The organism is Achromobacter sp. 1012554356 (assembly GCF_059760815.1).
The window spans coordinates 1-12,094 of sequence record NZ_JCBANC010000102.1 but is presented as its reverse complement, the minus strand read 5'-3'; the positions used below and the strand labels follow the sequence as shown (position 1 = coordinate 12,094).

Here is a 12,094-nt window from a genome sequence, read left to right as displayed (position 1 = left end):
GCGGTGCCCGGGCGGCCGGCGCGGCGGGTGCGGTGGGCGTGGGTGCAGGCTGCGCGGCGGCCGGGGACGGGATGGCCGTAGCGGCAACAACGGGCGTCGCAATGGCCGGCGCGGCGGCGGCTGCTGAAGGGAAGGAGGACGGCGCGGGCTTTCGGCGGGGCAGCATGATGTCGGTCTGTCGTGTCTGGCAGGGATCAGGCGCGCGCCGCGCGTCCGGCCGGGGCCGAGCGGTTCAGCCAGGCGCGCAGCCGTTGCAGCGCGCCTTGCTCGGCGGCGGGCGCGGCCGCGGGCAGGCCGAGGATGCGCGCGCCAAGCTGCGCGACGGCTTGGGCATAGGCGGGCGCGGCCTGCGGCGACAGCGGGCCTTTCAAGAGGCTGGCGGCCAGCGCCTGGCCTGCGTAGGGCAGATGCTGGTCAATACGCCGGCCGACGAATTCCTCGAACTGCGTTGCGGTCAGCGCGGCGGCCTGTGACTGGCGCGCGTCGCTGGCCACCAGCACCAGACGCTGGTTGGCGCCGCCTTCGCCCAGCTCGGCGAGCAGGCGATGCGTGTTGCGCGCGCCTTGCACGGTCAGCTCGGTCAGCACGACCCGGATGTCGGCATGCGCCAGCACTTCGTCCGCGCCGCCGGGACGGTGCGACGGCAGATCCCACAGCGACAGCGAAAACCATTGGCACAGCGCGCCGCCGATCTCGAGCGCGCGCTCGGGGTCGAAAGGCGTTTCGGGACCGGGGCGCTGGGCCAGCAATTGCAGGCGGGCGGCCGGCTGCGCCTGTTGCGGCGCGGGCACTTGGCCTGCGGCAAGCAGCGTGCGTTGCAGAAGGCGCGGGTCGATGTCGGGGGCGGACAGCAGGCTGGCAAGACCCGCGTCGGCTTCCAGGCCCAGCAGCAGCGGCAGGTCGCCCTTGCGCCGATCAAAGTCGACCATCACGGTCGGCGTCTGCCGCGAATGCGCCAGCCACAGGCCCAGCGAGGCGGTCAGCGTGCTGACGCCCAGGCCGCCGGCCGCGCCCACGATGGCGGCGGAACGGCCGGCGCGCGCGGCGCCGCCCTGTCCGAGCGGCGCATCGTCGTCGGCGCGTGCCAGCGTGTCGGCCAGCACATCCAGGCGTGGCGGCTTGATGAGGTAATCGAAAATGCCGGCCTGCAGCAGCTGGCGGTACAGGTCCACGTCCTGCTTGTCGCCCAGCGCGACGATGCGGCACGCGGGGCCGGTCAGGGCCGCCAGCTCCAGCAGCGCCGCGATCGGGTGCGGCTCGCCGGTGATGTCGGCCAGCAGCACGCCGGGCAGCGGATTCGCGGCGCACCAGGCGGCCGCGGCGGCGGGACCGCCCGCTTGCAGCGCGCAGGCGGGACGTTGCAGGCGGACGAGCTGTTCGCCGATGACGGCCAGGTCGGCCTGGGCGGCAAAGACGGCGGGGCCCGGGGTGGGCGCGCCGTTGCGGGTCGGTGTCGTGTTGCTCATGGCCGTCAGTTGTCGAAGTCGATGTCGATCAGGTCGCGGATTTCGCCGGTCTGGTAGCGGTCGATGGCGCCAGCGGCCGCCTTGCCGTCCGCGCCCTCCAGCGCGCGCGGCCGGGACAGGTCGCGCGGATCGCTGACCATGCGCGCCAGGTTGGCGCGGTTCGCGCAGCCCAGCGTGCCGACGCCGTAGTACGGATGAATCGTCCAGTCGTTGGGCTTGGCGACGGTGCAGCGCGTGGCCTGCACGGTCAGCGCTTCGGATTGCAGTTCCAGGTCCCAGCCGGCCTGCGCCGCGTCAGCCAGGCGCTGCGCGTCGCGCGGCACGGACTCGACGCGCGGGGCGCGCGCTCCGCTGCGGGCCAGGGCCTGCGCCAGGCGTTGCGCCAGCGCTTCGCCGCGCGCGTTGAACGGCGTCAGCGTCAGCACCTGCGCGTCGATGCGGCCCTGGCGCGTCAGCAGTTCATTGGCCGCGTTCAGCGAGTCGGCCGTCAGGCCGTTGCCGTCCGGTGCGGCCTGCAGCGCCAGCGCCACGGCGCGCGGCGCCACGGTCGGTGTATTGGCGGCTTGGCCGGCGCCGAAGCGTTTGGCGCGCATGTCGTTCAACTGCGTGCCGCAGCCGGTAAGCAGCAGGGCCAGCAGCAGCGGCGCGGCAGGCATCAGGCGGCGCAGCGCGCGCCGATTCGGGGATTGGGTCTTGGCGTAGTCCATGGCGTGTCTCGTGCGCGATCAGTACAGGTAGCCGATGGGGGCTTGCGGCGGCAGCAGGTCGTCGATGCCGGCCAGGCCTTGGCCCGGCACCTGCAGTTCGCCGGCCGCCACGGGGTCGACGACGTTTGCAGTGACCAGGATGACCAGCTCGGTCTCGTCCTTGGCGGATACCTCGTGTTCGAACAGCCGGCCCAGCAGCGGAATGCTGCTCAGCCCCGGCACGCCGGACACGGTCTGCGCCTGCGTCGAGCGCAGCATGCCGGCCAGCGCAAAGCTCTGGCCGCTGGCCAGTTCCACGGTGGTGTCGGCGCGGCGCACTTTCAGCGCCGGGATCGAGATGCCTTGCAGCGTGACCGCGCCGTCTTCCGTCAGCTCGCTGACTTCCGGCGCGATGTGCAAGCTGATGCGGTTGGCGGACAGCAGCGTCGGCGTCATGCGCAGGATCACGCCGTACGACTTGAAGTCGATCTGCACGTTGTTGTTGGTGATGATGACGATCGGCACTTCGCCGCCCGCCGCGAATGCCGCGCTTTCGCCGGACATCGCGGTCAGGTTGGGTTCGGCCAGCACCGACGCGAAGCCCTCGGCCGACAGCGCCGAGATGAGGCCGCCCATGGTGAAGCGGCCGCGCGTGGTCATGCCGCCGGCCGCGAAGGTCGACGTCGTGCGGCCGGGGATCAGGCTGGAGAAGTTCTTGCCCGTGACCGAATCGAACAGCGACGGATTGATGGTGTCGGTGGCGGGCGCGAAGCCGCGCGCGGCGCTGCCGGTCATGATGCCCCACGCGCCGCTGCCGGAATTGAGCGTGGCGGCCCAGTCAAATCCCAGTTCGTGCGACAGCGTGCGCGACACTTCCACGACGCGCACCTGGATGTTGATTTGCGACGACAACTCCACCTTGAGCTGGTTGATGACGCCGTCGCGGGTGTTGCCCGCGCCGCGCGCCCCGCCGCCGCCCTGCGCGCCGGCGGACGTGCCGTCCAGATAGGCCTGCACCTGGTCGACGATCTGGCGCGCCTCGATCGGCGTGCGCACGTTGCCGCGCACGATGATGCGGTTGTTCAGCGACGGTTCCAGCTCGATGTCCGCGCCCGGCACCGAACGCAGGATCTGCGCGCGCAGCGTGGACAGATCGTGTTCGGCCACGACGCGGATCGCGGCGATGACGTTGTCCTGCGCATCCAGCGCGTACAGCGTCGTGGTGCCGACCGATTGCGCAAAGACGAAGATGTTGTTGGGTGACGGCACCTGGAAGCTGGCGACGCGCGGGTCGGCCACGAGCACCTTGGCCGCATCGGACTTCAGTTTCAGCAACTGGCCTTCGCGCACGTGCAGCGTGATTTCGCCGGTCGGCGCGATCTTCTTCAGGTTGGCGGGCAACGCCGTCGGGTTGTTCTTGACGTCGACCGCGGGACGCTCGTTCGGCACTGCGGCGGGGGCCGCCAGCGCGCTGGCGCCGGTCAGGCACAGCGGCGCGGCCAGACACAGGCGGGGCAACAGGAGGGCCGCGCCGCGGCGGGGCTGCTTGTGAATCATGGCGTGAACGGAGGTAGGGGCAATGGGAAGCGCGGGCGGCGCCGCGGGCAGGCGTTGGGGGCGCATGGTTTACGGGGCGGCGGGTTGCGGGGCGGACGCGGCTTGCGGCGCCGCCTTGTCGAAGGTCTGCGCTTTCTGCTGTTCGCCCTTGAACGTCTGCACCACGACCGGCTGGCGCTGCGGCTTGTTGAAGATGTCCGTCGCGTCGTTGACCCGCGTGACCGCGGTGACGACGTCATGCGGCTGGTCGACCGTATCGGCCTGCGCGCTGCGCAACGCCAGCTGCAGCAGACCCACCTCGCGGGCAAGCGCAAGACGCTCGGAATCGCGGGGCGTGACCTCCAGCGTGAGGCTTTCGTAGTAATTGCGTGGCGGCGTGGCCTTCTTGTCCGCGGCGGCGGCGTCGGCGGCCGCATTGCTGGCGGGCGCGATGCCGGCCGGGTTGCCGTTCAGTGCCAGCACGCGCACGTTGCGCACGATGGTCTGCGACGCCAGCGCGGTGAACGAGGTGTCGGGCTGGCCGGGCAGGGGTGGCTGGCTCGTGTCGCGTTCCAAGTGCAGGATCACGTCGACCCGGTCGCCCGCGGACACGAGGCCGGAGTTGCTGGTGACTGCGCTGGCTGGAATCGACACGGCCCGCATGTCGGGCTTGAGCACCGAGGCGACAAAGCCATGATCGCCGCTGAACACCAGCCCGTCGCGCGTCAGCGGCTGGCCGTCCCGCAGGGCGCGCCGGGGCGTGGAACCGGCGACGGTGCGCTCGACTTTGCGGCGTTCCTCGTCGGTGTCGGCGGTGTAGTGTTCAGCCCGGATCTCGCCGGCCGGCAGTTCGCGCCACGCCAGCGTGCGGCCCGCGACGAAGTCGCCGGGCGCCAGCGGTCCGGCCGCCGACAGCACCGTGCGCACCGGCGAACGCGGCGCCTCGACCTGCTTGACGATGGTCACGGGAGGCGGCGGGCGCATGAGCGCGCGGCCCACCAGGGCCGCTCCCGCGGCCAGCGCGATCGCCGAGGCAAGCAGGATCAATGATCGGGTCTTCATAGCAAATAGGAGTGATTTGTCTTTTCAATTGCATCAAAGGTGCGCATTGACCCCTGATGGCGCGCCGTCGGCGCATGGTCGTGCCTGGGTGAAAGCTAGCTGGCGCTCCAGAGCACGAAGACCGCGCCGCAGGCAATCGCAAGCCCGTAGGGAATGCCTTGCATGGGCTCGTCGCGCAGGGCGTGCGGCGTGGGAATGACAAGGCCGGACAGCCAGACGTTGATCCGCATCAGGAACAGCGCCAGCGCCCGTTCCAGCGCGCGCAGCAGCGGCAGCGCCAGGGCCATCGCGCCGCCGGCCAGGGCGGTCACGATCAGGAAGACGAAGGTGTGTTCGCCCAGCCACAGGCACAGCACGGCCATCAGCTTGGCGTCACCGGCGCCCATCCAGCGCATCGCGAAGAGGCAGTACCCGGCCACCAGCACGCCCGCGCCGGCCAGGATGCCGGTCGTCAGCGATGCGCGCAGCGCGGGGTTGCCCTGCGCCAGCGTCCATCCGGCATAGGCGACCCATGCCAGCAGCAACGCCAGCACCAGACGGTTGCTGATGCGGCGATACAGCAGGTCGGACACCACCACCCAGGCCAGGGCCGGCAGGAGGATGATGCTGGGCAGGGAGTACGCCACGAAACGTCCGGCGATCAGCCGCCCGAGCGGGCGTCGGTGCCGGCTTCGGTGATGTCGCTGGCGATGGCGCCGAACTTGTCGCGCAGCGCGGTGATGAAGGCGCCGTCGGAGCCGAAGATCACGCCCACGGCGGCGGCCATGGCGGCGGCGAGGATGCCGTATTCAATTGCGGTCACGCCGCTTTCGTCACGAAGGAATTGTTGGATGCGGGAGGTCACGGAAAAGTCCAAAAAAGAATCGTCGTGAAGGAAAAAACGAAGGCTTTGACAGCCGTCATTGCGCAGACGATATTAGGATTCATTTGCAGCTAGCGATCAACCCGCGAATCATTAAGACTCGTTCAGGAACTCCTGCCGGCCGCGCTTCTACAGGGCAGGCGCAGCACGGCAAGCAGGCCGCGCGAGGAGGCGCGCGCTTCCTGGTCATGCGCGTCCAGATCGTTATCGGCAAGCACCAGCGACCCCCCATGCAGCGCCGCCACCGCGTGCACCAGCGCCAGGCCCAGGCCATGACCCGAGATCGTCCGGTCGCGCGTCAGCCGGCGGAAACGCTGCACGGCCTGGCCGCGCTGGTCGGCGTCGATGCCGGGGCCCTCGTCGGCGGCGCCCAGCTCGATCCAGGCGCCGCGGCGCCGCGCCAGCAGCGTGACCACCGTGCCTGACGGCGCGTACTTGATGGCGTTGTCGGCCAGGTTCACCAGCGCCTGGAACAGCAGCGCGCGGTCGCCCATCAACGGCAGATCGTCCTCGATGCGGGTCTGCAGCACCAGCCCGCGCTGCTCGGCCAGCACGTCGTAGTAGTCGTGCAGATCGGCCAGCAGGACACGGATGTCCAGCTCGGCGGGCTCGTGATGGCAGCGCCCCGTCTCGACCTCGCTGATGCGCATGACGGTGCGGAACAGGTACAGGATGCGCCGGACCTCTTCTTCCGCCAGCGCCATCTCCGCTTCCGCCGCGGGGTTGCTGCGCATCGACTCGGCGGCGTTGCTCAGCCGCTGCTGCAGGCGCGTCAGCGGCGTGCGCAGCTCGTGCGCGATGTGATTGGTCGCATTGCGCACCTCTTCCATCAGGAAGCCGATGCGTTCCAGCGCCTGGTTCACGTCGTGTCCAAGTTCGTCGAACTCGTCCTGGCTGCCATGCAGCGACACGCGCGCGTTCTGGTCGCCGCGCGCAAACCGCGCCATCGTCTGGCGGATGCGCGTGACGCGGTTGGCGGCGCCGATGCTGAACAGCAGACCCGCGCCCAGGCTGAGCAGCAGCGCCGTGAAGACGCTCAGGCCCACGACCAGCGGCACCGGATAGATGCGGTTGAGCATCGGCAGGATGTCGTAGGCGATGACGTAGCGGCCACCGTCGGGCAGCAGCGACGCGTGGCCCAGCCATTCGCTGGAGCCTTCGCCCGTCGTCAGCGACGCGCGCAGCCAGCCGCGGCAGGGTTGCTGCCCGCCCCGGCACATCAGCGGCGACAGCAGTTCCCCGGCGCCGTATAGCAGGCTGCCGTCCGCCGCCTGCACGGAGATCGCGCGCTCGCGGCGTGGCACGGCGGCTTCGCGCTGGCGCAGCGCGCGCGCCAGGTCCGAGGCGCTGTCGCGGCTGCTCAGCGTCTGGTGCGCGCGGATTTCGGCCGCGACCATGTCCTTCACGTGCCGCACCATGACGTGCTCGAGCAGATTCTGGCCCCAGGCGATGGAACCCAGCGTGACCAGCAGGAAGATGAACGCGAAGCACGCGGTGTAGCGGAAATGGCTGGTGGTGCGCGTGGGCGGCGGTTCCGAAGCGGCTTCGGGCACGCGCCCGTCGCGCCAGAACGTGCGCCATGAACCGAACAGGCGGGAAAACGGTCCCTGCCTGAGCGCCCGCAAGGTCTCAGGAAAATCGAACGGCACGCTATTCATCGGATCAGCTCAGCACGTATCCCATGGCCCGCACGGTCTTGAGCAAAGGCTGCGCGAAGTCCTTGTCGATCTTCGAGCGCAGCTTGGAGACGTGTACGTCGATCAGGTTGGTCTGCGGATCGAACTGCAGGCCCCACACCTTCTCCAGCAGCATGCCGCGCGGCACGGTCTGTCCGGCGTGCTCGGCCAGCGTGCGCAGCAGCAGGAATTCCTTGTCGGTCAGGCTGATGTCGCGGCCGGATCGCGTGACCTTGCGGCGCAGCAGGTCGATCTGCAGATCCTGCACGCACAGGCGCGCGGTGTTGGGCGGCGTGGCGTCGTGCCGCTGCACCAGCAGTTCCATGCGCACCATCAGCTCCAGAAAGTCGAAGGGCTTGCCGATGTGGTCCTGCGCACCGGCGCGCAGCCCCTCGACGCGATCCGAGGCCTGGTCGACGGCGGACAGGATGATGACGGGCGGGTGCGGACGGCCTTGCAGGCGGCGCAGCACCTCGATGCCGTCGATGCCCGGCAGCATGCGGTCGAGGACGGCAATGTCGAACACCTGACGGTCCAGGGCGATCAGCGCCTGCTCGCCGGAGTCGACGGGCACGCATTGGTGGCCGCTAGCCTGGAACTTGCTGGCCAGCCAATAGCTCACTTTGCTATCGTCCTCGATTAACAGTATCCGCATGAATTTCCTCGCTCGCGTGTGACTTCATTCCGCCAGCGTTTGTCGCCGAACTTCTCATGCCGCACGCATCAGAAATTCATCCCGGTAAGCCGTGTGGCTTGCGCCTTCGAGCCAGGCGCTTATGGGATCACGATTCATATCGCAACAGCAACGGGCTAAAAGTTAACAAGATTTAATCTTATTGTAAATAAGAATGATTGTTATTCTTGTAGAATTCGCTTCGTTCTGTTGATCCGATAGCCTGGCGGCTGAAGCGCGCCGTGGCTGATTCCTGCTCCCATGTCCGCATTTCTTCTGCGAAGCCGCCGCTGGCTGGGCGCGGTGTTTCTATCGCTGCCCGCCGCCGCTACCCTTGCCGCCGATGTCTACGTGTCGTTCGACGCGCAAGGCATGGCGCACTTTGCGCCCACCGCGCTCGACGACAGCTACCGGCTGCTGTTCCGCGATATGTCGGCAGGCGGCCGCGGCGCGCGCCGTGCCGCCGAACCCAGTCCGGAAGTCCGCAAGGCGCTGGAACAGGCCGCGCAGCGTCACGGGCTGGATTACGCCCTGCTGCACGCGGTGGCACAGGCGGAGTCGGGCTTCGATACGCGGGCGGTGTCGCCCAAGGGCGCCGTCGGTTTGATGCAACTGATGCCCGCGACCGGCAGCCAATATGGCGTGCCCGGCACGGACGATGTGCTGCAGGCCAACCTGCGCAAGCTGGATTTGAACGTCGATGCCGGCAGCCGCTATCTGCGCGCCCTGCTCGACCGCTACGACGGCAACCTGGAGCTGGCGTTGGCCGCCTACAACGCGGGTGAAGGCGCCGTGCAGCGCGCCGGCAACCGGATTCCGAATTTTGAAGAGACGCGCAACTACGTCAGCCGGATCATGTCGGCCTATCAGCCGGCAGCGTCAATATCGCCGCAAGCGTCGCCGCCGCGCGCGGTGCTGGCGGACAACACCGGCATGACCCCTTCCATGTGGACGATCCAGGGCGATCAGAAGGCGGTCAGGCAGTTCGAGGAAGGCTTCATGGTGGTGCCGCCGCGCAAGCGGTAACGGTTCAGGCCGGCGGGAACGGGAGGACGGTTGCATCCGCCTCGCGCTTGCGATGCGCGAAGTTCAGCGTCACCATCAGCCCCGCCACCATGGAAAACAAGTGCTTGAGGGTGTGGCCACTGAGGAACGCGAACGTGTCGTAGATCTGATGATCGAGCAGCTCGGCAGCCTTGGCCAGCACATAGAACCCGATCGCCGCGCCAAAATATAGCCGTTCGCGCATGGGTGTGCCGTTGCGCCATTGCAGCAGCGGCACCAGCACCAGCGGCATGAACTGCACGAACAGGTACGGACGCAGATCGCCCGTCGACGTGTGATCGGTGTACCACCACCACGCCACGCTGCCCACCGCCAGCGCGGTCCACAGCACGTCGACCCAGCGGCCGTCGCCCACGGTTTCGCGCCACACGGCGGACAGGATGCCGGCGCACAGCAGCGCGATGGGCAGGCGGTCCCAGATCAGGCGCGCGTTGTCCGGCACCAGGTGATACCAGCCGGACCCGAAGGCGGTCAGCAAAAGGGCAAGGAAGAACACCGTGTAGCCGGGCCGGATCGCATCCAGCGCAGGGTGGCGGCGCGAGTGCAGGACCAGCGCCAAGCCATACCAGCCGACCACCGCAAAACCCAGGTTGGACAGCACATCGCCCGCGTTGGGGATGCCCAGCCACGCGCGCTTGTCGGCAAAGTCGTGATAGTGCTCAAGCTGGGGAATCGGCCCGTAGAGCGCCAGGCCCAGCGCCACCAGGATCACCACTGTCCAGGGCAGCACGCGGCGCGAACGGGGGGCGGACGTCGTTGCTGCAGATCGAGTGCTCATGCGGGTTCATCCCCCGGCAGGCGGGTGTGCCGGCTAGCAGTGATAGTAAAGGCGCCGCCCGGCCGCCTCCAGCCCTCGCAGCGCGCGGTTCGCAGGTTTTTTATGTCGTTGTGTATCCGCCCGCGCGGCGCGTACATGCCGACACCCAACGCCCGGCGCTCTGCGCCACAGTGACGTCCAGCAGTCATGTCCCCTTCAACAAGACTTTCTGGAGCATCACCATGTCGGAACCGGTCAACGTCCAGCGGCGCCGCCTGCTGGGAACCACTTCTTCGCTGGCGGGCGCCAGCCTGCTGGGCCTCGCGCTCGGCGGCAACGCAATCGCCAAGTCCGTGGCGCAGGCCCCGCAAGGCCTTGTCCCCACGTTCAGCAACATCCGGCAGATCCGCGCCGGCACGCTCGACGTGGGGTACGTGGACGCCGGCCCCGCCGACGGCCCCGTCGCCATCCTGCTGCACGGGTGGCCTTATGACATCCACAGCTTCATCGACGTCGTTCCGCGCCTGACGGCCGCCGGTTACCGCGTCATCGTGCCCCATCTGCGCGGCTACGGAACCACCCGGATCGTGTCGCCCGACACCCCGCGCAATGGCGAACAGGCCGTTGTGGCCGTGGACATGATTGCCTTGATGGACGCCCTGAAGATCCGCAAGGCGGTCGTCGCCGGCTTCGATTGGGGCGCGCGCACCGCGTGCATCATGGCCGCGTTGTGGCCCGAGCGCTGCGAGGCGCTGGTGTCGGTCAGCGGCTACCTGATCGGCAGCCAGGAAGGCAACCGCAAACCGCTGCCGCCGCAGGCCGAACTGCAATGGTGGTACCAGTTCTACTTCGCCACGGAGCGCGGCGCCGCCGGCTACGCCGCCAACGTGGACAGCTTCAACAAACTGATCTGGCAACTGGCCTCGCCGCAATGGCGCTTTGACGACGCGACGTTCGCGCGATCGGCGCGCGCCTTCGACAACCCCGACCACGTCGAGATCGTGGTGCACAACTACCGCTGGCGGTTGGGATTGGCGCAGGGCGAGACGCAATACGACGCGCTCGAGGCACGGCTGGCCCAACTGCCCAAGATCGGCATTCCGTCGATCACGATGGAAGGCGACGCCAACGGCGCGCCGCATCCCCCACCCGCCGCCTACGCCGGCCAGTTCACCGGCAAATACCAGCACATCGACGTGGGCGTCGGCATCGGCCACAACCTGCCGCAAGAGGCGCCGAAGGCGTTCGCCGACGCGGTGCTCCGCGTCACGCGCCTGTAACGCGGACACGCGTCACACCGCGACACCACGCGCCGCTCAGCCGGCGCGCGGCAGCCAGCCCGAGACGGCCGCAAGGACCTGCTCGGGCATCTCGCGGTGCGGCACATGGCCGCAGCTCTCGAAGATGAGCGGCCGCGCGCCCGCCAACTGCGCAATGCGCTGGGCGTGCACCGTGGAACCGTATTCATCGTTGTCGCCGTGCAGCGCCAACGCCAGGCACTTCACCTGCGCCAGCTGCGGATCCAGCGTCCAGTCCGCGAAGTCCGGCGACAGCCAGGTGTCGATCCACGCGCTCAGCACCCAGGCCGCCTTCTCGCCGTGATACTTCTTCAGGCGGTCCAGCTGTCCCGGCTGCGCGAACGACTCGCGCGCCTGGCGGATGCCTTCCAGCGTGCGTTCCTCGGCATAAACCTGCGCAGACTCGGTAATCAGCGCGCGGCAAGACTGCGGATACGCCGCCGCGCTGGCAATCGCCATGCCGCCGCCCACGCTATGCCCAAATGCCGCGAACTGATCAAGCTCCAGCGCCTCGCGCACCGCGCGGAACCCCTCGATGGCCTCCCGCACCACAAAGTCCACGCCCAGCGTGCCCTTGTACGGGTCGGACCGGCCGAACCCCAGGCGATCGTAGGCAATGACCTCGCGGCCCGTCGCGCCCGCCAGCCGCTCAGGAAAGTCGCGCCACAGTTCCACGCATCCCAGCGAATCGTGCATCAACACGATCGGCACGCCGTTGCCGGCAGGCGTGGCGGAAGCAGCGGGCGTCCAGCGCCGCACAAAAAGCTGGCCGCCGGCGGCCGGGACGAAGACATCTTGAAATTCGACGGACGACATCAAGGGTTCTCACGAAGTAGATGGCACGGGACGCATCATGAATGCGGCGGCAGCACGCCAGCCGCTCCCGAGGTCAGTGCGAAATAGTAGCGTAGGCGCTGCGCTGCAGCACAACACCCCGCAAGCGCGCAGCGCACACCGCCAAGACGCCCACACACCCGAATGCCGGGTTGCCGCCGCCCGGGCGGCAGCAACCC

12 protein-coding genes are annotated in these 12,094 nt (G+C 68.7%); 2 read left to right on the top strand and 10 right to left on the bottom strand.

All coding sequences use genetic code 11. The annotated features are described in order from the left end of the window. Positions 1-194 precede the first annotated feature (194 nt). The 8 genes from AC6LJW_RS28890 to AC6LJW_RS28855 all read right to left on the bottom strand — a co-directional run bounded on the left by AC6LJW_RS28890 (position 195) and on the right by AC6LJW_RS28855 (position 7,943). Positions 195-1,466 carry a CpaE/TadZ family protein gene (locus AC6LJW_RS28890; protein ID WP_056565322.1) on the bottom strand — a complete coding sequence of 424 codons (1,272 nt, stop codon included), beginning with the start codon at positions 1,464-1,466 and terminating at the stop codon, positions 195-197. Between the two features lie 5 nt (positions 1,467-1,471). After that, on the bottom strand, positions 1,472-2,173 hold the full coding sequence (locus tag AC6LJW_RS28885) for a CpaD family pilus assembly lipoprotein (protein ID WP_498088916.1): 702 nt from the start codon (positions 2,171-2,173) through the stop codon (positions 1,472-1,474). An 18-nt stretch (positions 2,174-2,191) separates the two neighbouring features. Further along, entirely contained in the window at positions 2,192-3,709 is a 1,518-nt protein-coding gene (locus tag AC6LJW_RS28880) for a type II and III secretion system protein family protein (RefSeq protein ID WP_056565316.1), read from the bottom strand. A gap of 69 nt (positions 3,710-3,778) precedes the next feature. Continuing rightward, on the bottom strand, positions 3,779-4,750 hold the full coding sequence (cpaB, locus tag AC6LJW_RS28875; protein ID WP_498088915.1) for a Flp pilus assembly protein CpaB: 972 nt from the start codon (positions 4,748-4,750) through the stop codon (positions 3,779-3,781). A 95-nt stretch (positions 4,751-4,845) separates the two neighbouring features. Beyond that, positions 4,846-5,376: an A24 family peptidase gene (locus AC6LJW_RS28870; RefSeq protein ID WP_056565312.1), complete on the bottom strand. Its 531-nt coding sequence runs from the start codon at positions 5,374-5,376 to the stop codon at positions 4,846-4,848. Positions 5,377-5,390: 14 nt separating this feature from the next. Then, positions 5,391-5,594 (bottom strand): Flp family type IVb pilin, encoded by a 204-nt coding sequence (locus AC6LJW_RS28865; protein WP_056566940.1) that lies wholly within the window; start codon positions 5,592-5,594, stop codon positions 5,391-5,393. 122 nt (positions 5,595-5,716) lie between these two features. Then, complete coding sequence (locus AC6LJW_RS28860; RefSeq protein ID WP_498088914.1) at positions 5,717-7,270, bottom strand: sensor histidine kinase; 1,554 nt, start codon at positions 7,268-7,270, stop codon at positions 5,717-5,719. Between the two features lie 4 nt (positions 7,271-7,274). Next, positions 7,275-7,943 (bottom strand): response regulator transcription factor, encoded by a 669-nt coding sequence (locus AC6LJW_RS28855; RefSeq protein ID WP_105237018.1) that lies wholly within the window; start codon positions 7,941-7,943, stop codon positions 7,275-7,277. 279 nt (positions 7,944-8,222) lie between these two features. On the opposite strand from AC6LJW_RS28855, the gene AC6LJW_RS28850 reads away from it, so the two are divergent. Beyond that, positions 8,223-8,987 carry a lytic transglycosylase domain-containing protein gene (locus tag AC6LJW_RS28850; RefSeq protein WP_056565304.1) on the top strand — a complete coding sequence of 255 codons (765 nt, stop codon included), beginning with the start codon at positions 8,223-8,225 and terminating at the stop codon, positions 8,985-8,987. 4 nt (positions 8,988-8,991) lie between these two features. Here the strand turns inward: AC6LJW_RS28850 and AC6LJW_RS28845 are convergent, their stop codons facing one another. Next, the gene (locus AC6LJW_RS28845; RefSeq protein WP_156395146.1) at positions 8,992-9,804 is read right to left on the bottom strand and encodes an alkaline phytoceramidase; all 813 of its coding nucleotides are present in this window, start codon (positions 9,802-9,804) and stop codon (positions 8,992-8,994) included. Positions 9,805-10,025: 221 nt separating this feature from the next. Here AC6LJW_RS28845 and AC6LJW_RS28840 point away from each other — a divergent pair, with 221 nt between their 5' ends. Beyond that, positions 10,026-11,063: an alpha/beta fold hydrolase gene (locus AC6LJW_RS28840; protein WP_056565298.1), complete on the top strand. Its 1,038-nt coding sequence runs from the start codon at positions 10,026-10,028 to the stop codon at positions 11,061-11,063. Positions 11,064-11,099: 36 nt separating this feature from the next. Here AC6LJW_RS28840 and AC6LJW_RS28835 read toward each other — a convergent pair whose 3' ends face one another. Next, on the bottom strand, positions 11,100-11,897 hold the full coding sequence (locus tag AC6LJW_RS28835; RefSeq protein ID WP_498088913.1) for an alpha/beta fold hydrolase: 798 nt from the start codon (positions 11,895-11,897) through the stop codon (positions 11,100-11,102). Positions 11,898-12,094: the final 197 nt, after the last annotated feature.